Consider the following 23,417-nt stretch of genomic DNA (forward strand, 5'->3'; position numbering starts at 1 on the left):
GGTCATATCGGATGGGAGGGAGTGGACGCCGTCGACCGGACGACCGGGATCTACGGTCGACCGAGCCGATTACGATCGAAGGACCCCCTTCAGGAAGGCCGCTCATGCCCGTCACCCCGGATGCACTCGCCCACGCCGAGGACCTCGCCGACTTCGTCGCCGCCTCGCCCTCGAGCTACCACGCCGCCGCCGAGGTGGCCAGGCGCCTGGAGAATGCCGGATTCGCACCCCTCGCCGAGGAGGACGCGTGGGACGTGACACCCGGGGGCCGCTACCTCGTCGTCCGAGACGGCGCCGCCATCGCGTGGACGATTCCGGCGGATGCCACGGCCGTCACCCCCGCGCACGTGCTCGGCGCGCACACCGACTCCCCCGGCTTCAAGCTCAAGCCACAGCCCACCATCGGGTCGAAGGGCTGGCTGCAGGCGGCCGTCGAGGTCTACGGGGGTCCGCTGCTGAACTCCTGGCTCGACCGCGAGCTGCGCCTCGCCGGACGACTCGCCCTCGCCGACGGCCGCGTCGTGCTGGCCGACACGGGGGCGCTCCTGCGTCTGCCGCAGCTCGCGGTGCACCTCGACCGTGAGGCGAACAGCGGTCTGGCGCTCGACAAGCAGTTCCAGACACAGCCCGTCTGGGGCCTCGGCGACCCGACCCAGGAGGACATCCTCGCGGAGCTCGCGGACTCGGCGGGCGTCTCGGCATCCGACATCCGCGGCTACGACGTGGTGATCGCCGACACCGCTCGCGGTGCGGTGTTCGGCAAGGACGATGCGTTCTTCGCCTCGGGGCGGCTCGACGACCTCGCCTCCGTGCACGCGGGAGTCGCGGCGCTCGAGGCGCTCGGCACCCCCTCGACCGGCCCGATCGCCATCCTCGCCGCCTTCGACCACGAGGAGCTCGGCTCCAACTCCCGCTCCGGAGCGGCAGGGCCCTTCCTCGAAGACATCCTGGGGCGCGTGTACGACGCCCTCGGCGCCGACGCCTCCGAGCGCCGCCGGGCCCTCTCGGCATCGTGGTGCCTGTCGAGCGACGTGGGCCACTCGGTGCACCCCAACTACGTGCACAAGCACGATCCCGTCGTGCAGCCCGTGCTCGGCTCGGGGCCGATCCTCAAGCTCAACGCCAACCAGCGGTACGCGACGGATGCCCTCGGCTCCGCCGCCTGGCGTGACTGGTGCGACGCGGCCGACGTCGTCACGCAGGAGTTCGTCTCGAACAACAACGTCCGCTGCGGGTCGACGATCGGCCCGATCACGGCGACGCGCCTGGGGATCCGCACGGTCGACGTCGGCATCCCGATCCTGTCGATGCACTCGGCGCGCGAGCTCGCCGGAGTCTCGGACCTGCACGACCTCGCACGCGTCGCCGGAGCATTCTTCGCCGGCTGAGCCCTGCACGGCATCCGCAGTGCCAGGATGATGGCATGACGGACATCAAGCCTGCTCTCATCGAGCGCGCGGGCATCGAGATCATCCCCGAATCCGAGCGCACGGCGAAGCCGAGCGACCTGTTCTGGCCGTGGTTCGCGGCCAACGTGTCGGTGTTCGGCATGTCGTACGGATCGTTCGTGCTCGGCTTCGGGATCTCGTTCTGGCAGGCGACCGTCGTGTCGGTCATCGGCATCGTCGTGTCGTTCCTGCTGTGCGGACTGATCGCGATCGCGGGCAAGCGCGGGTCGGCGCCGACCATGGTGCTCTCCCGTGCCGCCTTCGGCGTGCAGGGGCAGAAGGTACCCGGCATCGTCTCGTGGCTGACGTCCATCGGCTGGGAGACGTTCCTCGCGATCATGGCCGTTCTCGCCACCGCGACCGTCATCACCCAGCTCGGCGGCGACGGCGACAGCATCGCACTGAAGATCACCGCGACCGTCATCGTCGCGGCTCTCATCGTGGCAGCCTCCGTGCTCGGCTATCACACGATCATGAAGCTGCAGTCGGTGCTCACCTGGGTCACCGGCGCCGTGACGATCCTCTACATCGTCCTCGCCGCCCCGAGCATCGACATCGCCGCCGTCATGGCCCGACCCGACGGCGGCATCGGACAGGTCGTCGGCGCGCTCGTCATGGTGATGACCGGATTCGGCCTCGGCTGGATCAACATCGCCGCCGACTGGTCGCGCTACCAGAAGCGCACGGCATCCGACGGGGCGATCGTCGCATGGAACACGATCGGCGGCTCCGTCGCCCCGGTGATCCTGGTGGTGTTCGGTCTGCTGCTCGCCGGTTCGAACGACGACCTGTTCGCCGCGGTGCAGGCCGACCCGATCGGCGCGCTCGCGACGATCCTCCCCGTCTGGGTCCTGGTGCCGTTCCTGCTGACCGCCGTGCTCGCACTCGTCTCCGGCGCCGTGCTCGGCATCTACTCGTCTGGCCTCACGCTGCTCAGCCTCGGCATCCGGATCCCCCGCCCGTCCGCCGCGGCCATCGACGGTGTGATCCTGACCATCGGCACGATCTACGTCGTGTTCTTCGCCACCGACTTCCTCGGCCCGTTCCAGAGCTTCCTGATCACGCTGGGCGTGCCGCTGGCGTCGTGGGCCGGCATACTGATCGCCGACATCCTGCGTCGCAAGAAGGACTACGACGACGAGGCCCTGTTCGACAGCCGCGGCCGCTACGGAGCCTGGGACTGGACCTCCATCGGCACCATGGTCGTCGCCAGCGTGATCGGTTGGGGCTTCGTGCTCAACGGCTTCGCCGACGCCGCGCCCTGGAACAACTGGCAGGGATACCTGCTCGGTCTCGTCGGCGGAGTCGACGGCGACTGGGCGTACGCGAACCTCGGGGTCTTCTTCGCGCTGGTGCTGTCGTTCGTCGTGACGTGGTTCGCCCGTGCCGGCAGGATCCGTCGCCAGGAGCAGACGGCGTGACCTTCGGCACAACCGAGTCGGAGCGGCCCTCCTGGCTGGTCGTGATCGACCCGCAGGCGATCTTCGCGTCGCCCGACTCGGCGTGGGGATCGCCGTTCTTCGCCGACGTGATGCCCCGCATCCGCGAGCTCGCCGAGTCGTTCCGCGATCGGGTGATCGTGACGCGCTGGATGCCGACCGCAGACCGCGCGACATCCTGGGGCGCGTACTTCGCGGCCTGGCCGTTCGCAGACCGGCCCGCGGGTGATCCTCTGTTCGATCTCGTTCCCGATGCGGTCGAGCTGTCGCCGCATCCGACGCTCGATCTGCCGACGTTCGGCAAGTGGGGCGGCGACATCGAGGCGATCGTGGGTCGTGGCGCCCATGTGGTGCTCACGGGCGTCTCGACGGACTGCTGCGTCATCTCGACGGCGCTGGCCGCTGCGGATGCCGGAGCGCACGTCACGGTCGTCGCCGACGCGTGCGCAGGTTCGACGGCGTCGAATCACGACGCCGCGATGCAGGTCATGGGGCTCTACCCGCCGCAGATCACGATCAGCGACACCGCTGCGGTGCTCGCGGCGCGCTGACGGATGCGACCTAGACCGCGCGCACGGCCGCGGCGATGTCGGCGGGCGACCCTTTCCACGGCGCTCCGTGCCCCGGCAGCACCCAGGACGCCGAGACACCTGCCAGCCTGTCGAGGGAAGCCAGCGCCCGTTCGGGTTCATCCGTGAACGGCGCAGGTTGCGCACCGACTCGCCCCGTCAGCACGTGTCGGGTGGTCAGCGCATCGCCGACGAAGACCGCGTCCGCACCGGGAACATGCACGGCGATGCTGCCGGGCGAATGCCCCGGCATCCCGATGACGACCGGGGATCCGGGCAGGTCGAGGACCTGCCCGTCCTCGACCACCACGACCTCCGAGACATGACGTGTACGCAGCGCGTTCTTGCGCACCCCGTACGCGAGGAAGCCCAGCATCGGACCGATCCGGGCAGGCCCCATCGGAGTCTTCGGCTTCTCCCCCGTGCGCACCCGGTGCGCGTCGGCTGAGTGGATGAAGACCGGCACCCCCGCTTCGCTGCGCAGCCGCTCGGCGAACCCGATGTGGTCGCTGTCACCGTGGGTGAGGACGAGCCCTCGGATGTCGGACAGCGGGCGACCGAGCTCTGCCAGCGTCCGCCGCAGGTCGTTCCAGTGCCCTGGTAGACCGGCGTCGACGAGCGTGATCCCCTCGGGCAGGTCGATCAGGTACGACGCGACGATGTCGTTGCCGAGCCGATACAGGTGCGGTGCGAGCTTCATGACCGTTCCCTCCAGAGGATGTTGACGATGGCTACCTTACGTAGCTATCATGGCTACTGTCAATAGCCATGAAGGAGCTCAGGATGCCGACGCCCGAACGAACCTCGCTGGTCGCCATCGTCGCCGCCGGCCGGGACATCCTCGAATCCGCCGGGCCCGCGGGCCTCACGATGCAGGCGGTCGCGGAGCGCGTGGGTGTGCGGGCGCCGTCGCTCTACAAGCGGATCCGAGATCGTGACGCGCTGATGACCGCGGTCGCGGAGGCATCAGCCGAGGAGCTCACGAGTCGCCTCGAGAGCGCCGGCGACGAACTCGCCGCTCTCGCCGCCGTGTACCGCGGCTTCGCGCACGAGCATCCGGAGTCGTTCCGTCTGCTCTTCACCGCTGCGGCCCCCGAAGAGTCGCTGCATCGCACCTCCGCTCCGGTTCTGCGCGCCTGCACCCACCTCGTCGGCCCCGAGCACGCACTGGACGCTGCCCGACTGTTCACCGCCTGGGCGACCGGGTTCCTGCAGATGGAGCTCGCCGGCGCCTTCCGTCTGGGCGGAGACGTGGATGAGGCGTTCGACTACGCGCTGGGCCGCATCATCGTCGGGCTGACCGCCGCCTGATCGCCGCCCTCACCAGGCGGTCCACGCCTTCCACAGTTCGGCGTAGGGGCCGGCCGTCGCGACGAGATCATCGTGGGTTCCGGACTGCACGACGCGCCCGTCGCTCATCACGAGGATCCTGTCGGCGGTCATGGCCTGACTCAGCCGGTGCGCGATCACGATGCCGGTGCGGTCGCCGATCGCGCCCGAGGACGCCTCGTCGAGCACCTCCGAGTCCGCAGAGCCCGCCTCGGCCGTCGCCTCGTCGAGGATCACGACGGATGCCGCCGACAGCGCCACGCGCACGAGGGCGAGGTGCTGGGACTGCCCTGGAGTGAGCGGATGCCCCGCCTCACCGATCTCGGTGTCGAGGCCCTCGGGCAGCCGCAGGATCCAGTGCGCACCGAGCCGCGCGATCACGGCCCGCATCCGCTCGTCGTCGGCATCGCTGAACAGCGCGAGATCGTTTCGGACGGTGCCTGCGAAGACGTGCGGCTCCTGGCTGAGCATCACGACGGCATCGCGCAGGTCGTGCGGATGCCAGTGCTCGATGCCGATCTCGTCGTGGCGCACGGCTCCCTCGCCCACCGGGAGCGCCCCGGCGAGCACGCGGGCGAGCGTCGTCTTGCCCGCGCCGCTCGCACCCACGATCGCGATCCTCTCGCCCGACGCGGCCGACATCGACACCGCGTCGAGGTCGCGCTGGTCGGGACGGTGCGCGAAACCGAGCCCGTCGACCTCGATCGCTCCCCGGCGCGCCACCGCGGCCTCGGACTCCGACTCGCCCGCTCCGCGAGGGCGCGGTGACGGCATGCCGATGACGCCGAAGAGACGCGCGAGGCTGGCTCCGGCATCCTGCAGCTCGTCGATGCGGAAGAGCAGAGCGCCCATCGGTCCGAACAGTCCGAGGAAGTACAGCGACGCGGCGGTCGCCGCGCCGAGCTCGACCTGCCCGCCGGTCACCAGCAGGTAGCCGACCACGAGCACTGCGGCGAGGCCGACGAGCTCGGCACCGTTGAGGAACACGTTGAAGTCGTTGCGCACCCTGGTGGCTCGCACTTCGAGCGCGATGGCCTGCTCACTCGCCTCGCCGATGCTGTCGAGGTGCTGCTCCTCCGTGCGCAGGGCCCGGACCGTGTCGACTCCCCGCACGGCCTCGATCGTGCGCTGGCTGCGCTCGGCCACGACGACACGGTGCTCGCGGTAGACCGGCGCCGAGCGACGCAGGAACCACCGGAGTGAGAAGTACTGGATGGGTGCTGCGACGAGCGCGGCGAGCGCGAAGCGCCAGTCCATCAGGCCCATCCCGAGCAGGCTCAGCACGATGCTGAACAGCGCCGAGAGGAACGCGGGGAGCGCCTCTTCGACGACCTGTCCGACGGCTCGCACATCCCCCGAGAGCCGCGCGACCAGGTCGCCGGTGCCCGCGGCCTCGATGCGCGCCGTCGGCTGGGCGAGCGCCGTGCGGAACGCCGCCTCGCGGACCTCGCGGATCGTGCCCTGCCCGAGTCGCGCGAGCAGCATGCGGCCCGCCCAGGTCAATCCGGCCCCGGCCGCGATCGAGGCGGTCAACGCCAGCCCGAACGGCAGCATCGATGCACCTCCGGCGACGATGTCATCGACCATCAGACCGATGATCCACGGCGCGACGAGCGCGGCGCCGACGCCCGCGCACAGGGTCAGAACCGCGGACACGGCGAGTGCACGTCGATGGCCGAGTGCGGCGAGCAGACCGCGGGCAGTGTCTCGACGCGTCGCGATGGGCAGCTTCGAGTCGCTCATGCGCCCACTCCCCTCAGATCATGCACGCTGTGACAGCTCGACAGCAGTGACGCCCGGTCGGTGAGCAGCACGATCGTGCGCCCCTCGGCCGCGAGCCCCGCGGCCACCTGGGCCTCGGTGATCGGATCGATCGCGGTCGTCGGCTCGTGCAGCACCAGCAGCCGTTGCGGCTGATGCAGAGCACGTGCGAGCAGCAGGCGCTGGCGCTGGCCGCCCGAGAGCCGCAGCCCGCGCTCGCCCACCATCTCGTCGAGCCCGTCGGGCAACCGGTGCACGACCTCGTCGAAGGCTGCGGCTTCGAGGTGCGCGTGATCGATGTGCGCAGCGATGTTCTCGGCCGCGGTTCCGGTGAACACGGCGGCATCGTGCGGCGGCGCGAAGACCTCGACACGCAGCCCGTCGTGACCGAGGTGGGTCGCATCGATGTCGCCGATGACGAGCTCGCCTGCCGCGGGCGTGCGGAGCCCACCGAAGAGACGCGCGAGATCCACGATCCGATCGGGATCCGCACGGATGCCCGTCACCTGGCCGTGCGCGATGTCGATCGTCGTTCCCTCGACCGCCAGGCGGGCCACGATGGCGGAATCGCCGCGCGTCCGCGTGCTCTCCGCCGCCGTCTCGCCGATCGCGGAAGCCGGCGTCGCGACGGCATCCGTCACCGCGCCCGCCTCCGTCGAGAACTCCGCGATGCGGGTCGCCGAACCGTGCTTCGAAGCGATCTGTGCGGGCAGGTAGCCGAGCGACTGCAGGGGACCGCGGATCGTCTGGGCCAGCCCCATCGCGGTGACGAATCCGCCGATCGTGATGGCGCCGTCGAGCGCCAGCCAGCCGCCGAGCACAGCGATGCCGGTGAAGGCGAGGCCACTGATGAGCAGATTCAGAGCCGTGAGACCTGCCGCCGCCTTCTCGGCGCGATACGCAGCCTCGGCGGCGACGGCGCTCTCCGCGACGTAGCGATCGGCCGCCCGCGACGCGCCACCGAGTGCGCCGAGAACGCGCAGGCCGGTGGCGAAGTCGGTGCTGACCGCATCGAGTCGTGCGGCCTGCTTCTGCGCCTCGTACCCTCGGCGTCGCAGCCCGCCGCTCACCAGGTGCACGAGCAGGGCCTGCACGAGCGTGCCGATCACGACCGCGACGGCGAGCGGCCAGGCGATCAGCAGCAGGGTGATGCACGCGACGAGCACGGCGGTCGCGGCGGCGGCCTGCTCGGCGATGACCCAGAAGAAGCCGGCCGTCTCCCCTGCGTCCGAAGAGGAGATCGTGAGCACCTCGCCGGCTGGCCGCCGCGTGCGGCGCCGCAGCGCGAGACCGAGGATGCCCTGACGCAGCACGTGCTCACCCTGCGCGTACACCTTGGTGCCGGCCCGATCGCCGAACTGCCACGAGACGATCAGCACCGCGAACACGACGACGAGGAAAGCGAGCGCCCACCCGAGAGCCACCGGATCGCCCGGCGCGATCGCGCGATCGATCACGACGCCGACCGCCACCGGGACCATCACCTCGGCGAGCTGGTGCCCGCAGAATCCGGCGATCGAGACGACGGCGCGTGCCCGACGGCCTCGCCCCCAGACGCCCTCGCGGAAGACCCCTCCTACGGTCGTGGTCACCGGAGCCTCGCCGTTCTCCGGTGATCGGTGCCCGTATGGGGCGCGCGGAACCGGACGCGCGCAGAGAAAGGCCGCGCAGAGACGGAGCGCGCCGAAGCGAAGCGCGCAGGGGCGATGGGGGACATCGGGGACTCCAGAGACGTTCGAGGGGCCACGCGCGATCGCGGTGAGCGCCCTGATTCAACATATGCGAACGCGATGTCGCGCAGCGGACGGGCTGTGCCGGGCCTACGCCGAATCCGACCGGAATACTGCCAAGATGAGGCGCGGAGAGGGGTTTCCGTGACCACCAGTGCGCCCGAAGTCGATTCCGTCCGCCCGAAGAAGGCCCGTCGGCCGTGGCACCGGACGAAGGTCGCTCTCGCGCTGATCGTCGCCGTCACCGCGGTGATCGCGATCATCGGGGCGCTCACCCCGTGGCCCTCCGCCATGCTGATCCGCGCCGTGTTCACGAAGGGCGGCGACGAGACCGCCGCCGAGATGGACAAGCACGTGCCCGACACGAAGCTCACCGAGCAGCTCGATGTCGCCTACGCCGACGGCGGCGCCGACACCACGATGGACGTCTTCACACCGGCATCCGCCTCCGGCCCGCTGCCGACGGTCGTCTGGATCCACGGCGGCGCCTGGATCTCGGGATCGAAGAAGAACGTCGATCCGTACATGCGCATCCTCGCCGCCGAGGGCTACACGACCATCGCGGTCAACTACACGATCGGCCCGGAGGGCGTGTATCCGCTCGCCGTGCACCAGCTCAACGACGCGCTCGCCTACATCGACGAGCATGCCGACGAGCTCGGCGTCGACCCGAACCAGATCGTGCTCGCCGGGGACTCGGCCGGTGGCCAGCTCGCCAGCCAGATGGCGACGCTCATGACGAGTCCCGACTACGCCGAGATCCTGGACATCACTCCCGCGCTGACGAAGGACCAGGTCGTGGCGACCGTGCTCAACTGCGGCGTCTACGACCTCGCCGCCCTCGCAGCTCTCGACGGAGTGGTCGGCTGGGGACTCAAGACGTCGATGTGGGCGTATGCGGGAACCAAGACGTGGGCGGAGGACTCGACGGGCTCCACGATGTCGACGATCGACTGGGTCACCGAGGACTTCCCGACGACCTACATCTCGGGCGGCAACGGCGACGGACTCACCTGGCTGCAGTCCATTCCGATGGCGAAGCGCCTCGACGAGCTCGGGGTGGACGTGACGACCCTGTTCTGGCCTGCGCCTCACGAGCCGGCACTGCCGCACGAGTACCAATTCCACCTCGACATGCCCGACGCTCAGACCGCACTGCAGAAGACGATCGACTTCCTCAACGCGCACACCACGCGCTGAGTGCGCACACGACTCGCTGAGCGGGCCTCTCGACCTACTTCATCGTGTCGAGGATGCCGACGAGGTCGTCGAAGGTCGTGAGCGGGTTGAGGATCGCGAACCGCGTGTTGGGGCGACCGCGGTGCGAGCTCGGCACGACGAACGCTCGCTGCGAGTCGAGCAGCTCGTCTGACCACCGGTCGTAGTCCTCGCGCTCCCACCCCTCGCGTTCGAAGACGACGACCGAGAGCTGAGGGTCGCGCACGAGTCGCAGTTCGGGGCGGGCGGCGATCTCGGCCGCGATCATCTTCGTGAGGGTGAGCGTCGCGCTCACTGCCTCGCGATAGGCGGTCACGCCGTAGGTCGCGAGGGAGAACCAGAGCGGCAGCCCGCGAGGGCGCCGAGTCAACTGGATCGAGTAGTCCGACGGGCTGAAGTCTCCTGCGTCGGTGAGGGTGTCGAGGTACTCGGCGTGCTGCGTGTGTGCACGTCGGCCCGCATCGGGGTCGCGGTAGATCAGCGCACAGCAGTCGAACGGCGCGAACAGCCACTTGTGCGGGTCGACGATGACCGAGTCGGCGCGTTCCACGCCCGCGAAGATATCCCGAGCCTCGGGAGCGAGCATCGCGGTGAGGCCGTAGGCGCCGTCGATGTGCAGCCAGAAGTCGAACTCGTCTTTGAGCGCGGCGATGCCGGCGATGTCGTCGACGATTCCGAAGTTCGTGGATCCGCCCGTCGCCACGACAGCGCAGATCTCGTCGCCATGCTCGCTCAGCGCCTCGCGCACGGCGTCCGCCCGCAGCACGCCGTCGTCACCTGCGGGCACGAGCAGGACATCGGCATCCATGACCTTCGCCGCCGACTTGTTCGAGGAGTGCGCCTCGACGCTGCACACGATCTTCCAGCGGCGCGGCAGCTCTCTGCCCGCGTCGAGCAGCTTCGCCTTCGCGGCCTCGCGAGCGGCGACCAGCGCCGACAGGTTGCCGATCGTGCCACCCTGCACGAACACTCCGCCTGCCGTGTCGGGGAGTCCGAACTCGGAGGCGAGGAACGAGAGCACCTCGTTCTCGGCGTGGACGGCGCCGGCTCCTTCGAGCCAGCTTCCGCCGTAGAGGCCGGATGCCGAGACCACGAGGTCGAACGCGATCGATGCGATCGTCGGCGCGGTGGGGATGAACGACAGATACGACGGGTGGCTCGTCGTGAGGCACGCCGGGGCGAGGATGTGCTCGAACACGCTCAGTGCGCGCTGCGAGCCGAGCCCTGCATCGGTGATCGTGGTGCCGACCAGCCTGTTGAGCTCGGCCGGGGTCTGCGGCTTGTCGAGCGGAACGTCGGCCGCGAGCATCCGTCGTCGCGAATAGTCGAGCACGGCGTCGACGATCGCCGTCGATTCGGCCGATGCCGCGTGCATGCGTTCTGCTCCCATGAGCTGTCCTTACCTGTGGCTCTCTGCGAGCGGTGTCGCTGCGAGCGGTGTCGTCTCGAGTGAAAGAGGGATGGTCGGCGCCTCGACCGGCACGTCGAGCACCGCCGAGAGGGTGCGGCGTGCGAGATCGGCCCGGTCGCGTGGCGCCCAGTGCACCAGCGAGTGCGCGCTCATGCCGTCGACCATGGCCAGCAGCATCCACGCCGAGGAGCCGGCGTCCACCTGCAGCATCGGGTCCTCGGCGATGGCGCGGGCGATGAGGTCTTCGAGGGCGCTGTGCCAGAGGTCCATCTCGGCCCGCACCCGCGCACCGAGAGCCTCGTTGCGCGCTCCGAGCGCCCACGACTGCACCCAGACCATGGCGACGTCGTCGCGCGAGTCGTCGAGCAGCGTCTCGATGAGTCGCAGCAGGTTCGCGCGCAGGTCGACGGCGTCGTCGTACGCGGCGATGACCTCGTCGCGCTCGGCGGCGACGATCGCGGTGAACACCTCGGCGACGAATGACTCCATGACGGGTCGATAGTGCGCGACGAGGGCGGGCGTCACGCCCACTCGGGCGGCGACGGCACGCACCGTCAGGGCTTCGAGTCCGCTCTCGGAGGCCAGCGCCACGGCGCCGTCGAGGATCGAGCGCTCGCGCTCCTCGGGCGGCAGCCGGCGAGGTGCGGCAGCTCTTGACGTCGTCTTCATCACGGGCTACCGTATCACCCGTTGGACACGTGTTCAATAGCGATCACGACTCCTCATCCGCGAGGTCGAGATCAGCAGCGAGGGAGACAATCATGGCCTGGCACATGCCCGCCGAGACCGCACCGCACGACCGCACCTGGATGGCGTTCCCCGCCGAGGGGCCGACTCTGGGCGAGACCTCCGCCGAGCGCGAGGAGGGCTATGCCACCTGGACGGCCGTCGCCCACGCGGTCGCCGAGTTCGAGCCGGTCACGATGATCGTCGACCCCGCCGAGCTCTCCCGCGCCCGGCGATTGCTGGGCAGCGACATCGACATCGTCGAGGCGCCCGTCGACGAATTCTGGATGCGCGACTCCGGCCCCACCTTCGTGATCGACGACCACCGCCCCGGCGTTCTCGGCGCCGTCGACTGGATCTTCAACGGCTGGGGCGCCCCCGACTGGGCGCAGTGGCAGAAGGCGGCGCAGCACGCGCGCATCATCGCCGGTGCGGTCGGCGCTGAGCTCGTGAGCTCGACGCTCGTCAACGAGGGCGGCGGCATCCATGTCGACGGCGAGGGCACCGTGCTGCTCACCGACACCGTGCAGCTCGATCCTCGTCGCAATCCGTTCGCCGACAGGCAGCGCGTCGAGGCCGAGATGGCCCGCACGATCGGCGCGACCAAGGCCGTGTGGCTGCCCCGCGGACTCACCCGCGACTACGACGACTTCGGCACGAACGGGCACGTCGACATCGTCGCCACCCTCGTCTCTCCCGGCCGACTGCTGCTCCATGACCAGCCGAACCCCGACCACCCCGACCACGCCGTGACACGCGAGCTGCGCGCGCACCTCGCACAGCAGACGGATGCCGCCGGCCGCCGATTCGAGATCATCGATCTGCCCGCGCCTGCGACACTGCGCGACGACGAGGGCTTCGTCGACTGGAGCTACGTCAACCACCTGGTCACGAACGACGGCGTCGTCGCCTGCGGCTTCGGTGATGAGCAGGCCGACGCCACAGCGAGAGAGATCCTCGCCGATGCGTATCCGGGTCGCCGTGTGGTCACGGTCGATGCCCGCCCGCTGTTCGACCGCGGCGGCGGCATCCACTGCATCACCCAGCAGCAGCCGAGCGTGGCGGTGCACTCATGATCGACGTCGTCGAGGCACCGATCGCCGAGCTGCGGCGAGCGCTCGAGGCCGGCGCAGCCACCGCAGTCGAGCTCGTCGACGCGTACCTCGCACGCATCGCCGCCTACGACGGCCCCGACACCGAGACGGCACTGAACGCGGTCGTCGTCGCGAACCCCGATGCGCACGCCGAGGCCGAGGCATCCGACGCCCGCCGGGCACGCGGCGAGACGCTCGGCCCCCTCGACGGCATCCCGTACACGGCGAAGGACAGCTACCTGGTGCGTGGACTCACCGCCGCCGCCGGCAGCCCCGCGTTCGCCGACCTCATCGCGCAGCGCGACGCGTTCACGATCGAGCGGCTGCGTGCGGGCGGCGCGATCTGCCTCGGGCTGACGAACATGCCTCCGATGGCGAACGGCGGCATGCAGCGCGGTGTCTACGGGCGCGCAGAGAGCCCCTATAACCCCGACTTCCTCACCGCGCCCTTCGCTTCCGGATCGTCGAACGGCTCGGGCACCGCCACCGCGGCGAGCTTCGCGGCGTTCGGCCTCGGCGAGGAGACCTGGTCGAGCGGCCGCGGGCCCGCGACCAACAACGCCCTCTGCGCCTACACGCCCTCGCGCGGCGTGATCTCGACCCGCGGCAACTGGCCGCTCGTGCCGACCATGGACGTCGTCGTCCCCCATGCCCGCACGATGGCGGACCTGTTCGAGGTCCTCGACGTGATCGTCGCCGACGACGCCGAGGTGCGCGGCGACTTCTGGCGCGCGCAGCCCTGGGTGACGCTGCCCGTGTCGTCCGAAGTTCGCCCGGCGTCGTACGCCGCCCTGGCTGACGGTGCGGGGTCAGGGCTCCGTGGCACTCGCATCGGCATCCCTCGCATGTACATCAACGCCGATCCGGATGCCGGCACGGCTGACGATCCCGGAATCGGCGGCCCGACAGGGCAGCGCATCGAGACCCGCGCCTCGGTGATCGCTCGCTGGGAAGCTGCGCGCCGAGACCTCGAGGCCGCCGGCGCCACGGTGGTCGAGGTCGACTTCCCCGTGGTGTCGAACTACGAGGGCGACCGACCCGGCGCACCCACCATCGCGACGCGCGGACTCGTGTCTCCGGAGTACCTGCAGCGCGAGATTGTCGATCTGTCGGCGTGGGGCTGGGAGGACTTCCTGCAGGCGAACGGAGACCCCCAGCTGCACACGCTCGCGGCGGTCGACGGAGCGTCGATCTTCCCGCATCCCGAAGAAGCTCTCCCCGATCGCTACACCGGCTTCGACGACGACATCGCCGAGTACCCGGGCTGGGTGCGCGACAACCCGGGCGTCGGATTCGAAGACATGCCCGAGCTCCCCGACGGGATTCGCGGACTCGAAGAGACACGTCGGATCGACCTCGAGTCGTGGATGGACGAGCACCGGCTTGATGCCGTCGTCTTCCCGGCCGTCGCCGACGTGGGGCCCGCCGACATGGACGTGAACGTGGCGTCCGCTGATCTCGGCTGGCGCAACGGCACCTGGATCGCCAACGGCAACCTGACCGTGCGGCACCTGGGCATCCCGACCGTCACCGTGCCGATGGGCCTCATGGCCGACATCGCCATGCCGATCGGACTGACGTTCGCGGGCCGCGCCTACGACGACTCCGCGCTGTTGCGCCTCGCCGCGGCATTCGAGGGGACGGGAGAGGCCGGGGAGCGTCGCACCGCTCCCCCACGCACACCGAGACTGTGACGCAGCGATCCCCGGGTCTACCCTGAGGTCATGGACAACGGGGCGTTTCTGTTCGTTTTACTCCTGCCCTTCGGCCTGGGTCTCTTCCTGGCTGCGGTCGCGCTGCTGCACGGCGCCTCAGCGGGGATCAATGCTGTGCTCGTCAGCATGAGGGATCGCATGGCCACCGGCAGTCGTTTCCGAAGAGAGCGCGCCTACGTGCGGAAGCATCAGCGCGACACATCCCACTCCGGTCTGCTCTGACGCATGGACAACGGAGCGATTCTGTTCATGCTGACGGTGCCGTTCTGGGCAGGTGTCATCGGCGCCGGCATCCTCATCGTGCTCCTGATCCCGATCGGGATCAATGTCGCGATCCGGATCGTCATCGACGGCATCCTCGCTGCCAGACGTCGTGCCCGCGAGCGAGTCGAAGGAGACTCTCCGCAAGACATTTCACTATTGTGACGCTCGGCACGATTGTTATATATTCTTCCTGTCCCCCACGACAGGAAGCGACCCATGAGCACCGAGAACAACGAGCGCGAGCTCGAGGCCGGCATCGTCACCGATCTGTCCGGACGCATGACCTACGGGTCGTATCTGTCGCTCGACCAGCTGCTCACCGCGCAGAACCCGGTCAGCGTTCCCGAGCACCACGATGAGCTGTTGTTCATCATCCAGCACCAGACCACCGAGCTCTGGCTCAAGCAGCTGCTGCACGAGCTGTCCTCCGCCCGCGAGCTGCTCGCGAGCGATGACCTGCGCGAAGCCCTGAAGCGCGTCGCGCGGGTCAAGCGCATCCAGGATGTGATGACCCAGCAGTGGGCGATCCTCGCCACGCTCACTCCCACCGAATACGCGCAGTTCCGCGGCGCGCTCGGCAACTCCTCAGGTTTCCAGTCGGTGCAGTACCGCGCTGTCGAGTTCGCGCTCGGCAACAAGAACGAGAAGATGCTGAGCGTCTTCAGCGATCACCCCGCCAATCTCGCGCTGCTCACCGCCGAGTGGCACAAGCCCACCCTGTACGACGAATTCCTGCGCTACGCGTCTCGCCGCGGCCTGCCGATCCCTGCCGAGATCCTCGACCGCGACGTGCGCCTCCCCTACCGCGAGACCCCCGAGCTGGTGCCCGCGATCCGCGAGATCTACCAGAATCACCAGCAGCACTGGGACCTCTACGAGGCGTGCGAAGACCTCGTCGACCTCGAGGACAACTTCCAGTTCTGGCGCTTCCGCCATCTGAAGACCGTCGCCCGCACGATCGGCATGAAGGTCGGCACCGGCGGCTCGAGCGGCGTGGGATTCCTGCAGCGCGCGCTCGACCTGACGTTCTTCCCCGAGCTGTACACCGTGCGCACCGAGATCGGCGGCTGATGAGAGCCGCGACCTTCTTCGACGGCGAAGGATGGCGCGACGGCATCATCGACCTCGTCGACGGACGGATGCTGCTGCGCGAGGAGTCGCCGGCATCCGATCTGCGATTTTCCGGTCTGCCGAGGCTCGACGGCGTGATCGTCGGCGGCTTCACCGACCACCACGTGCACCTGCAGCTCGTGGACCACACGCTGCTGCACGCGTCGGCGCTCGGGGGCGTCGTCGATCTGGGCGCGAACCCGGCCGTCGTCGCCGCCCTCTCGGCGAAGATGCGCGGGGCCGAGAACACGTGCGAGAACTCGGACGGGGCCAGAAACGCATCCGCTGATCCCTGCGGGGCCAAAAACGCATCCGAATCGACGTTCTCCGGTGCGTTTTTGACCCCGCACGGGACGACGACCCCGCACGGGACGACGACCCCGCACCCGACCACGCACCCCATCGCGGTCGAGTTCGCCGGCGCATTCCTCACCCCGGTCGGCGGATACCCGAGCGACCGGGACTGGGCACCGGAAGGGTCCTTCCGCGAGATCGCAGACGCTGCGGCCGCCGAGCACGCTGTGGCCGAAATGGCGGATGCCGGAGCATCCTGCATCAAGGTCGCGAGCAACGCCGACGCCGGGCCTGTCTTCACCGACGACCTGTTCCGCGCGATCGTCGACACAGCCTCCGCCCGCGGGCTCCCGGTCGTCGCCCACGCCCAGGGCAGCGGAGAGGCCCAGCGCGCCGCGCGGCTCGGCGCAACCCGCCTCGCACATGCCCCGTTCACCGAGCGGCTCGACGATGACGAGATCGTCGCACAGGCCGCATCCGTCGCCTGGGCCTCGACTCTCGCGATCCACGACGCCGACAGCGCGGAGCGAGTCACTGCGGTCGACAATGTCCGTCGCTTCCACGCGTCCGGCGGAACAGTGCTCTACGGCACCGACATGGGCAACGGCCCGACTCCCGTCGGTCTGAAGCCGAACGAGCTCGCCGCTCTCCGAGACGCCGGGATCACCGGCACCGCTCTGCTCCGCGCCCTCGCGCCGCAGGACCCCCGCGACGCCGCATCCACTCTCCTCCGGCTCCCCGGCACCGACGCCGACCCGGCACTCGCCCGCCCGCTGACCAGCGCTGATCTGAAGGCATGACATGACCGACACCCGCGACTCCACCCGCTTCGACTCCGCTCTGTTCGAGACCGCCCACGCTCTCGATGCGGCTGATCCGCTCCGCGCCCATCTCGACGCGTTCGCCGACGCACCGGGTGTCGGCGCCTATCTCGACGGCAATTCGCTCGGACGTCCGCTGCGCGACATCCCCGAGAAGCTCGCCGCGTTCGTGCGCGACGACTGGGGCACCCGGCTGATCCGCTCGTGGGACGAACAGTGGATGGCACTGCCGATGGAGCTCGGCGATCGCATCGCCGAGCTCACTCTCGGCGCGGCCGCCGGTCAGACCGTCGTCGCCGACTCGACGAGCGTGCTGATCTACAAGCTGATGCGCGCCGCAGCCACCGCCGATGAGCGCCGCACCGAGCTCGTGATCGAGGCGGGCAACTTCCCGACCGACCGGTTCATGGCCGAGGGCGTGGCTGCCGAGACCGGCATGACCGTGCGCTGGATCGAACCCGACCCGGTGCACGGCGTGCAGATCGCCGATGTGATCGCCGCGATCTCTGAGAAGACGGCCCTCGTCTCGCTCAGCCACGTCGACTACCGCTCCGGTGCCCTGGCCGACATGCCGGGGATCACGGATGCCGTGCACGAGGTGGGCGCGCTCATGATGTGGGATCTCTGCCATTCGGCGGGCATCATCCCGATGCAACTCGACGCCTGGGGTGTCGACATGGCGGTCGGCTGCACCTACAAGTACCTCAACGGCGGTCCGGGCTCCCCCGCGTTCGCGTATCTGCGGCGCGAGCACCAGGGCGTGCTGCGGCAGCCGATCCAGGGTTGGTGGAGCGCCGCCGACATCTTCGCGATGGGCCCCGAATACGTTCCCGCGGGCGACATCCGCCAGCTCCTCAGCGGCACCCCGCCCATCACCTCGATGCTCGCGATGCAGGGGATGCTCGACCTGATCGAGCAGGCGTCGATCGAGGGAGTGCGCGCGAAGGCCGTCTCACTGACCGATTTCGCCGTTCGCGCGTACGACGAGCTGCTCGCCCCGCTCGACGTGCGACTGCTGAGTCCGCGCGATGCCGACCTCCGCGGAGGCCACGTCACGATCGGGCACCCGGACTTCCGGGCCGTGACGCAGCGACTGTGGGCCGACGGGATCATCCCCGACTTCCGCTTCCCCGACGGCATCCGCCTGGGGCTCTCGCCGCTCAGCACCTCGCACGCCGAGACGCTCACCGGCGTGCTCGCCGTGCGCGATGCGCTGGAGTCGCATGATCGCTGATCGCTCCGCATTCCCGGCGACCGCGACCCCGACCCCGACCGTCGCACCGGACATCATCGCCGGGCCCGTGCTCGACGACATCGACGCGCGGCCTGGCAGCACGGCATCCCTCCTCCGCACGATCGTCGGGCTCTACCTGCGTCCGCTCGACGGATGGATCTCTGCGGCCGATCTCGTCGCCCTCGCGGACGACCTCGGGATCCCCGCCGCCCAGGCGCGCACCGGAATCACCCGCCTCAAACAGAAGGGCCTGCTGCTCGCCGAGCGCAGGCACGCGATCGGGTATCGGCTGAACCCGGATGCCACCACGATGCTCGAACGAGGCGATCGGCGGATCTTCGAGATGCGCGAGATGACGGATTCCGACAGCTGGTGCCTCATCTCGTTCTCGATCCCCGAGAGCGCGCGCAGCATCCGCCATCAGCTGCGACGCCGGCTGCAGTGGATCGGCGCGGGGGTCGTGTCACCCGCACTGTGGATCTGCCCGGGCCATCTGCAGGGTGAGGTGCAGGAGATCGTCGACGAACTCGAAGCGAGCGAGTGGGTGACTCTGTTCCAGGCCGGCACTCCGACGACGGTGCGCACACTGCCCGAGGCTGCCGCCGCCTGGTGGGATCTCGAGTCGCTGCGCGCCGAGCATTTCGCCTTCCAGGCCTCGCTCGCGACGCTGCCGACCGCACCTTTCGCCGCGTATGTGCAGCTGCTCGACCGCTGGCGCGTTCTGCCCTACGTCGATCCGGGGCTGCCCCCGTCGATGCTGCCGGCCGAGTGGCCGGGTCGGCGCAGCGTCGTCGAGTTCCAGCGACTGTCGACGGAGTTGTCGGATGCCGCGTGGCAGCGCGTGCTCGACGTCACCGGAGCAGCTGCGCGCAGCGCCCGCGCGACCGTCCGCGAGGTCACCGAGCCGGCGCGGCCGTCGTAGCCCTCACGACGAGTCGGGTCGGCAGGATGACATGCATCTCGTCGACCTCCCGGCCGGAGAGCAGCGTGAAGACCATCTCTGCGGCGACCGCCCCGAGCCGGCGCATCGGCTGCTGGATGGTCGTGAGCGGCAGCGCGCGACGGGTGGCCTCCGGCACGTCGTCGAATCCGACGACCGAGAGATCCGCGGGCACCCGCAGGCCGAGCTGGTGCGCGACGTCGATCACCGCGATCGCCGAGAGATCGTTCGCGGCGAACACCGCGGTCGGACGCGAGTCGGAGCTCAGCATGACTCTGGCGGAGTCGCGGGTCGCCTCCAGTTCGTAGCGTCCGATGCCGATCAGGGACGGGTCAAGCGGGATCCCCGCGTCGGCGAGAGCGCGCCGGTAGCCGGCGTCGCGCAGTCCCGCCGACCGCAGGTCGGGCCGTCCGGCGAGGAATCCGATTCGGCGGTGCCCGAGTTCGATCAGGTGCCTGGTGGCGGCGAGCGCACCGCCGAAGCTGTCGGACTCGACGGTCGGCAGGTCTGCCCGACCGGTGTGCGGGTCGACGGCGACGACGGGGATCTCCGCCCCCGCGCTCACGACAGTGGGGGTCACCATGATCGCCGCATCGATCAGCGTTCCGGAGAGGCGGCTGAGCGACCTGCGCTCCCAGCCGTCGCTCGCGCCGTGGTGCGAGCCGGCATACGCCAGGAGGTCGAATCCCATGTCGTGCATGGCCGCGCCGACGCCCTTGAGTATCTCGGCGCTGAACGGTTCGAAGTCGGCCAGGAGCACCCCGATCACGCCGGTGCGACGCGCACGCATGCTGCTCGCGACGAGGCTCGACTCGTAGCCGAGGTCCTTGACGGTGTCGAGCACGCGCTGCACCGTGGCATCCGCGATCCCGTACCGGCCGTTGACCGCCTTCGAGACGGTCGACACCGAGACGCCGGCCGCGCGCGCGACGTCGTGGATCGTTGTCCGAGCCCCCATGAGACGCCAGCGTAGCCGTGCGCGCATGCCCATGGAAACTGTTTTCGAAAACGTTTGACGATCGAGTGCCCCGGCTGAAGACTCATGCCACTGCGGTCTCACCCGAGCTGCCGCAGGCGCCCCGCAGTGACGCGGCGCGCAACTCGATGAGGAGAACGATCACATGAACAGCAGAAGGCTCCCCCTCGCCTCCGCGGTCGCAGCAATGGCCGTCGGAGCACTCGCGCTCTCGGGCTGCACCGCGGACTCGTCCGGCACCGGCGACGGCGGCGACACCACGATGACCCTCTGGCACAACTCGACGACCGGCCCCGGAGTGGAGTTCTGGGAGAAGACGGTCGCCGACTTCGAGGGCGACAACCCCGGAGTCACGATCGAGATCCAGTCGATCCAGAACGAGGACCTCGACGGCAAGCTGCAGACGGCGCTCAACTCCGGCGATGCCCCCGACATCTTCCTGCAGCGGGGCGGCGGCAAGATGGCGGCGATGGTCAAGGCCGGTCAGCTCAAGGACCTCACGGACGTGATCACCGGCGGGGCGAAGGACGAGATCCCGGATGCCGCCTACTCGGCCAACAGTCTCGACGGCAAGGTCTACGCGATGCCGGTCGCGGTGCTCCCCGGCGGTCTGTTCTACAGCCAGGACCTCTTCGATCAGGCGGGCATCACCGAGAACCCGACCACTCTCTCCGAGCTCGAGGACGCCACCGAGGCGCTGAAGTCCGCGGGCATCGATCCGATCGCCCTCGGCGCCAAGGATGCCTGGCCCGCCGCGCACTGGTACTACTGGCTCGCCCTGCGAGAGTGCAGCTCGGACACGCTCGCCAAGGCCGCAGACGAGATGGACTTCAGCGACGAGTGCTGGGTGCGCGCGGGCGAGGATCTGCAGTCGTTCGCCGAGACCGAGCCGTTCAACTCCGGCTTCCTCACGACACCCGCTCAGCAGGGTGCCGGCAGCTCTGCGGGCCTGATCGCCAACCACCAGGCCGCCATGGAGCTGATGGGCGCCTGGAACCCCGGCGTGATCGGCTCGCTGACCCCCGACCAGAAGCCGCTGGCAGACCTCAGCTGGTTCCCGTTCCCCGAGATCGAGGGCGGTGACGGCGAGCCCGGTTCGATGATGGGCGGCGTCGACGGGTACTCATGCTCGGTCGACGCGCCGGATGCCTGCGTCGACTTCCTGAACTACCTCGGCACCTCGGCTGTGCAGACCGAGTACTACAAGGCCTTCAACGCCCCGCCGGTCAACACCGTCGCGCAGGAGGCCGTCACCGAGCCGTACCTGCAGGACATCCTCGCGGCGTACAACGCCGCACCGTACGCGACGCAATGGCTCGACACCGTCTACGGACAGAACGTCGGCAACGCGCTGAACGTCGCAGTGGTCGACCTGCTCGCGGGCAACAGCAACGCGGAAGACCTCGTCAAGGCTGTGCAGGATGCCGCAGCGAAAGCGTGACACGCGTGCCCGGCTGGAAGTGATCCTTCTGGCCGGCCCCGCCCTGCTCGTCTTCCTCGCCTTCGTCATCTTCCCGGTGCTGATGGCGGCGTACTACGGGTTCTTCAGCTGGCAGGGCTACGGCCCGCCCACCGACTTCGTCGGATTGAAGAACTACCTCACGATCCTCCAGGATCCGCTGTTCCACGATGCGCTCGCGCACAACGGCTTCATCCTGGTGTTCTCCCTCGTGCTCCAGGGGCCGATCGCGATCGTGCTCGCGCTGCTGCTGAACCGCAAGATGCGCGGCCAGTCGCTGATCCGCGTGCTGATCTTCGTCCCCTATGTGATCTCCGAGGTCGTCGTCGGCACCGGCTGGAGCCTGATGCTGCAGACCAACGGCGCGATCAACGCGATGCTGACGAACATGGGGCTCGGGTTCCTCGCGACCGACTGGCTGTCGGACCCGGGCATCGCGATCTGGACGCTGATGGCGATCATCACGTGGAAGTACATCGGCTTCGCGGTCATCCTGTTCCTCGCAGGCCTCCAGGGCATCCCCGAAGAGCTGCACGAGGCGGCGGCGATCGACGGGGCGTCGTACTGGCAGATCCAGTGGCGCATCACCCTGCCGCTGCTCGCCCCCACGCTGCGCATCTGGGCGTTCCTGTCGATCATCGGCTCGCTGCAGCTGTTCGACCTGGTCTACATCATCTGGGGGCAGTACATCGCGTCCACCGCCGGCACCTCGACCATGGCGACGTACATGGTCTCGGAGGGGCGCAACGCCGGCAACTACGGCTACGGCAACGCGGTCGCGGTCGTCCTGTTCCTCATCTCGCTCGTGGTCGCGCTCATCTATCAGCGGGCGGTGCTGCGCAAGGACACCGACGGCGCTCTCACCGGCGCCTCGGGTCGCACGCGCCGCTCACGATCACGCACGTCGCAGGACGCCGTCCCGCAGGATGCCGTCGCAGACGCCGGCTCAGACGCAGACGCCACCACACAGAAGGAGTACGTCCGATGACCGCCACCTCGGTGCTCGTCACCCAGCGCCCCTCGCGTCTCGGACGCGCGGGTCGCAACGCCAAGCCGCGGCTGCCGTGGGCGCATCCGACCGTGTACTTCGTCGCGCTGATCGCCGTGGGGCTCATGCTCGCGCCCATCGCGTACATCATCACCGGCGGGTTCCGCACGAACGCACAGATCACGACCGACCCATCCGGGTTCCCGTCTCCGTGGGTGGTGTCGAACTACCTCGACGTCCTCACCGGCGACGTGTTCTGGCGGCTGGTGGGCAACTCGACGATCGTCGCCCTGGCCACGACCGCCGGCACCGTGGCGCTGGCGCTGATGGCGGCCTACGTGCTCGCGCGGTACCGGTTCGCCGGTCGCGGCGTGCTCTACGCGTTCTTCGCCGCGGGGCTCATGTTCCCCCTGACCGTGGCGATCACGCCGCTGTACATCGTGGTGCGCAGCCTCGGACTGATGAACTCGCTCGGCGGCGTCATCCTGCCGCAGATCGCATTCGCCCTGCCGACGACCATCATCATCCTGGTGCCGTTCCTGCGGGCGATCCCCGACGAGATCGAAGAGGCCGCGTTCATCGACGGATGCAGTCGCATCGGATTCTTCTGGCGGATGGTGCTGCCGCTCTCCCTGCCGGGCGTCATCACGACCGGCATCCTGGCGTTCATCGGGAGCTGGAACGGATACCTGCTGCCGCTGTTCATCCTCAACGACGCCTCCGCGTTCACCCTGCCGCTCGGCGTGCAGTCCTTCGCCTCGCAGTACTCGGTCGACACCGCGAAAGTGCTCGCCTTCACCTCGCTGTCGATGATCCCGGCGCTGATCTTCTTCAGCCTGTTCGAACGACGCATCGTCGGAGGGCTGACCGGTGCCGTCAAGGGCTGACGCC

The 23,417-nt window shown here is 69.2% G+C and carries 22 protein-coding genes; 16 read left to right on the plus strand and 6 right to left on the minus strand.

Annotated elements, in window-relative coordinates:
* Positions 1-104 precede the first annotated feature (104 nt).
* Genes ASF80_RS16390 through ASF80_RS16400 form a run of 3 tightly spaced genes read left to right on the plus strand, consistent with a single transcriptional unit; the run spans position 105 to position 3,438 of the window.
* The gene (locus ASF80_RS16390; RefSeq protein WP_056313063.1) at positions 105-1,388 is read left to right on the plus strand and encodes a M18 family aminopeptidase; all 1,284 of its coding nucleotides are present in this window, start codon (positions 105-107) and stop codon (positions 1,386-1,388) included.
* A 35-nt stretch (positions 1,389-1,423) separates the two neighbouring features.
* A complete protein-coding gene (locus tag ASF80_RS16395; RefSeq protein ID WP_056313065.1) occupies positions 1,424-2,869 on the plus strand; it encodes a purine-cytosine permease family protein in 1,446 nt (481 codons plus the stop codon).
* Positions 2,866-3,438 carry a cysteine hydrolase family protein gene (locus ASF80_RS16400; RefSeq protein WP_056313068.1) on the plus strand — a complete coding sequence of 191 codons (573 nt, stop codon included), beginning with the start codon at positions 2,866-2,868 and terminating at the stop codon, positions 3,436-3,438. Before ASF80_RS16395 ends, ASF80_RS16400 begins: the two co-directional genes overlap by 4 nt.
* Before the next feature lie 10 nt (positions 3,439-3,448).
* Here ASF80_RS16400 and ASF80_RS16405 read toward each other — a convergent pair whose 3' ends face one another.
* Complete coding sequence (locus tag ASF80_RS16405) at positions 3,449-4,156, minus strand: MBL fold metallo-hydrolase (RefSeq protein WP_056313069.1); 708 nt, start codon at positions 4,154-4,156, stop codon at positions 3,449-3,451.
* A gap of 83 nt (positions 4,157-4,239) precedes the next feature.
* On the opposite strand from ASF80_RS16405, the gene ASF80_RS16410 reads away from it, so the two are divergent.
* On the plus strand, positions 4,240-4,767 hold the full coding sequence (locus ASF80_RS16410) for a TetR/AcrR family transcriptional regulator (RefSeq protein ID WP_056313071.1): 528 nt from the start codon (positions 4,240-4,242) through the stop codon (positions 4,765-4,767).
* Positions 4,768-4,776: 9 nt separating this feature from the next.
* Here ASF80_RS16410 and ASF80_RS16415 read toward each other — a convergent pair whose 3' ends face one another.
* Together ASF80_RS16415 and ASF80_RS16420 are read right to left on the minus strand one after the other, a co-directional pair.
* Positions 4,777-6,528: an ABC transporter ATP-binding protein gene (locus tag ASF80_RS16415; RefSeq protein WP_056313073.1), complete on the minus strand. Its 1,752-nt coding sequence runs from the start codon at positions 6,526-6,528 to the stop codon at positions 4,777-4,779.
* Positions 6,525-8,138, minus strand: coding sequence for an ABC transporter transmembrane domain-containing protein (locus tag ASF80_RS16420; RefSeq protein WP_056313075.1), 1,614 nt, complete (start codon positions 8,136-8,138; stop codon positions 6,525-6,527). The genes ASF80_RS16415 and ASF80_RS16420 overlap by 4 nt, the downstream gene beginning before the upstream one ends.
* A gap of 282 nt (positions 8,139-8,420) precedes the next feature.
* Here ASF80_RS16420 and ASF80_RS16425 point away from each other — a divergent pair, with 282 nt between their 5' ends.
* Positions 8,421-9,476 carry an alpha/beta hydrolase gene (locus tag ASF80_RS16425; RefSeq protein ID WP_235560029.1) on the plus strand — a complete coding sequence of 352 codons (1,056 nt, stop codon included), beginning with the start codon at positions 8,421-8,423 and terminating at the stop codon, positions 9,474-9,476.
* A gap of 34 nt (positions 9,477-9,510) precedes the next feature.
* Here the strand turns inward: ASF80_RS16425 and ASF80_RS16430 are convergent, their stop codons facing one another.
* On the minus strand, positions 9,511-10,884 hold the full coding sequence (locus tag ASF80_RS16430) for a pyridoxal phosphate-dependent decarboxylase family protein (protein WP_056313077.1): 1,374 nt from the start codon (positions 10,882-10,884) through the stop codon (positions 9,511-9,513).
* Positions 10,885-10,893: 9 nt separating this feature from the next.
* Positions 10,894-11,574 (minus strand): TetR/AcrR family transcriptional regulator, encoded by a 681-nt coding sequence (locus tag ASF80_RS16435; protein WP_056313079.1) that lies wholly within the window; start codon positions 11,572-11,574, stop codon positions 10,894-10,896.
* A gap of 92 nt (positions 11,575-11,666) precedes the next feature.
* Here ASF80_RS16435 and ASF80_RS16440 point away from each other — a divergent pair, with 92 nt between their 5' ends.
* The 8 genes from ASF80_RS16440 to ASF80_RS16475 are packed head-to-tail and all read left to right on the plus strand — an operon-like array spanning position 11,667 to position 19,085.
* Positions 11,667-12,707 carry an agmatine/peptidylarginine deiminase gene (locus tag ASF80_RS16440; RefSeq protein ID WP_056313081.1) on the plus strand — a complete coding sequence of 347 codons (1,041 nt, stop codon included), beginning with the start codon at positions 11,667-11,669 and terminating at the stop codon, positions 12,705-12,707.
* Positions 12,704-14,419, plus strand: a complete 1,716-nt coding sequence (locus ASF80_RS16445) for an amidase (protein ID WP_056313082.1) — start codon at positions 12,704-12,706, stop codon at positions 14,417-14,419. The genes ASF80_RS16440 and ASF80_RS16445 overlap by 4 nt, the downstream gene beginning before the upstream one ends.
* A 30-nt stretch (positions 14,420-14,449) precedes the next feature.
* A complete protein-coding gene (locus ASF80_RS16450) occupies positions 14,450-14,662 on the plus strand; it encodes a hypothetical protein (protein ID WP_056313084.1) in 213 nt (70 codons plus the stop codon).
* A 3-nt stretch (positions 14,663-14,665) separates the two neighbouring features.
* Complete coding sequence (locus ASF80_RS16455; RefSeq protein ID WP_056313086.1) at positions 14,666-14,866, plus strand: hypothetical protein; 201 nt, start codon at positions 14,666-14,668, stop codon at positions 14,864-14,866.
* A 54-nt stretch (positions 14,867-14,920) separates the two neighbouring features.
* Positions 14,921-15,775 carry a tryptophan 2,3-dioxygenase gene (locus ASF80_RS16460; RefSeq protein ID WP_056313088.1) on the plus strand — a complete coding sequence of 285 codons (855 nt, stop codon included), beginning with the start codon at positions 14,921-14,923 and terminating at the stop codon, positions 15,773-15,775.
* Entirely contained in the window at positions 15,775-16,908 is a 1,134-nt protein-coding gene (locus ASF80_RS16465; protein WP_056313090.1) for an amidohydrolase family protein, read from the plus strand. The genes ASF80_RS16460 and ASF80_RS16465 overlap by 1 nt, the downstream gene beginning before the upstream one ends.
* Before the next feature lies 1 nt (position 16,909).
* Positions 16,910-18,163, plus strand: coding sequence for a kynureninase (locus ASF80_RS16470; protein ID WP_056313092.1), 1,254 nt, complete (start codon positions 16,910-16,912; stop codon positions 18,161-18,163).
* Positions 18,153-19,085: a PaaX family transcriptional regulator C-terminal domain-containing protein gene (locus ASF80_RS16475; protein ID WP_082488425.1), complete on the plus strand. Its 933-nt coding sequence runs from the start codon at positions 18,153-18,155 to the stop codon at positions 19,083-19,085. Before ASF80_RS16470 ends, ASF80_RS16475 begins: the two co-directional genes overlap by 11 nt.
* Here the strand turns inward: ASF80_RS16475 and ASF80_RS16480 are convergent.
* Complete coding sequence (locus tag ASF80_RS16480) at positions 19,060-20,061, minus strand: LacI family DNA-binding transcriptional regulator (protein WP_056313674.1); 1,002 nt, start codon at positions 20,059-20,061, stop codon at positions 19,060-19,062. The two genes, ASF80_RS16475 and ASF80_RS16480, sit on opposite strands and share 26 nt — an antisense overlap.
* 163 nt (positions 20,062-20,224) lie before the next feature.
* Here ASF80_RS16480 and ASF80_RS16485 point away from each other — a divergent pair, with 163 nt between their 5' ends.
* The 3 genes from ASF80_RS16485 to ASF80_RS16495 are packed head-to-tail and all read left to right on the plus strand — an operon-like array spanning position 20,225 to position 23,413.
* Positions 20,225-21,520: an ABC transporter substrate-binding protein gene (locus ASF80_RS16485; protein WP_056313094.1), complete on the plus strand. Its 1,296-nt coding sequence runs from the start codon at positions 20,225-20,227 to the stop codon at positions 21,518-21,520.
* Complete coding sequence (locus ASF80_RS16490; protein WP_235560030.1) at positions 21,501-22,526, plus strand: carbohydrate ABC transporter permease; 1,026 nt, start codon at positions 21,501-21,503, stop codon at positions 22,524-22,526. Before ASF80_RS16485 ends, ASF80_RS16490 begins: the two co-directional genes overlap by 20 nt.
* Positions 22,523-23,413, plus strand: a complete 891-nt coding sequence (locus ASF80_RS16495) for a carbohydrate ABC transporter permease (RefSeq protein ID WP_056313096.1) — start codon at positions 22,523-22,525, stop codon at positions 23,411-23,413. The genes ASF80_RS16490 and ASF80_RS16495 overlap by 4 nt, the downstream gene beginning before the upstream one ends.
* The last annotated feature ends 4 nt before the right edge of the window (positions 23,414-23,417 follow it).

It is taken from the genome of Microbacterium sp. Leaf159 (assembly GCF_001423615.1).
Classification (GTDB): Bacteria; Actinomycetota; Actinomycetes; order Actinomycetales; family Microbacteriaceae; genus Microbacterium.

Bases quoted from the DNA above. Each gene is read 5' to 3' on its own strand.
- ASF80_RS16460 (WP_056313088.1), top strand. From the start codon at position 14,921: ATGAGCACCGAGAACAACGAGCGCGAGCTCGAGGCCGGCATCGTCACC.
- ASF80_RS16440 (WP_056313081.1), top strand. From the start codon at position 11,667: ATGGCCTGGCACATGCCCGCCGAGACCGCACCGCACGACCGCACCTGG.
- ASF80_RS16445 (WP_056313082.1), top strand. From the start codon at position 12,704: ATGATCGACGTCGTCGAGGCACCGATCGCCGAGCTGCGGCGAGCGCTC.
- ASF80_RS16405 (WP_056313069.1), bottom strand. From the start codon at position 4,156: ATGAAGCTCGCACCGCACCTGTATCGGCTCGGCAACGACATCGTCGCG.
- ASF80_RS16480 (WP_056313674.1), bottom strand. From the start codon at position 20,061: ATGGGGGCTCGGACAACGATCCACGACGTCGCGCGCGCGGCCGGCGTC.
- ASF80_RS16390 (WP_056313063.1), top strand. From the start codon at position 105: ATGCCCGTCACCCCGGATGCACTCGCCCACGCCGAGGACCTCGCCGAC.
- ASF80_RS16455 (WP_056313086.1), top strand. From the start codon at position 14,666: ATGGACAACGGAGCGATTCTGTTCATGCTGACGGTGCCGTTCTGGGCA.
- ASF80_RS16490 (WP_235560030.1), top strand. From the start codon at position 21,501: ATGCCGCAGCGAAAGCGTGACACGCGTGCCCGGCTGGAAGTGATCCTT.
- ASF80_RS16435 (WP_056313079.1), bottom strand. From the start codon at position 11,574: ATGAAGACGACGTCAAGAGCTGCCGCACCTCGCCGGCTGCCGCCCGAG.
- ASF80_RS16485 (WP_056313094.1), top strand. From the start codon at position 20,225: ATGAACAGCAGAAGGCTCCCCCTCGCCTCCGCGGTCGCAGCAATGGCC.
- ASF80_RS16465 (WP_056313090.1), top strand. From the start codon at position 15,775: ATGAGAGCCGCGACCTTCTTCGACGGCGAAGGATGGCGCGACGGCATC.
- ASF80_RS16430 (WP_056313077.1), bottom strand. From the start codon at position 10,884: ATGGGAGCAGAACGCATGCACGCGGCATCGGCCGAATCGACGGCGATC.
- ASF80_RS16450 (WP_056313084.1), top strand. From the start codon at position 14,450: ATGGACAACGGGGCGTTTCTGTTCGTTTTACTCCTGCCCTTCGGCCTG.
- ASF80_RS16410 (WP_056313071.1), top strand. From the start codon at position 4,240: ATGCCGACGCCCGAACGAACCTCGCTGGTCGCCATCGTCGCCGCCGGC.
- ASF80_RS16495 (WP_056313096.1), top strand. From the start codon at position 22,523: ATGACCGCCACCTCGGTGCTCGTCACCCAGCGCCCCTCGCGTCTCGGA.
- ASF80_RS16475 (WP_082488425.1), top strand. From the start codon at position 18,153: ATGATCGCTGATCGCTCCGCATTCCCGGCGACCGCGACCCCGACCCCG.
- ASF80_RS16415 (WP_056313073.1), bottom strand. From the start codon at position 6,528: ATGAGCGACTCGAAGCTGCCCATCGCGACGCGTCGAGACACTGCCCGC.
- ASF80_RS16470 (WP_056313092.1), top strand. From the start codon at position 16,910: ATGACCGACACCCGCGACTCCACCCGCTTCGACTCCGCTCTGTTCGAG.
- ASF80_RS16395 (WP_056313065.1), top strand. From the start codon at position 1,424: ATGACGGACATCAAGCCTGCTCTCATCGAGCGCGCGGGCATCGAGATC.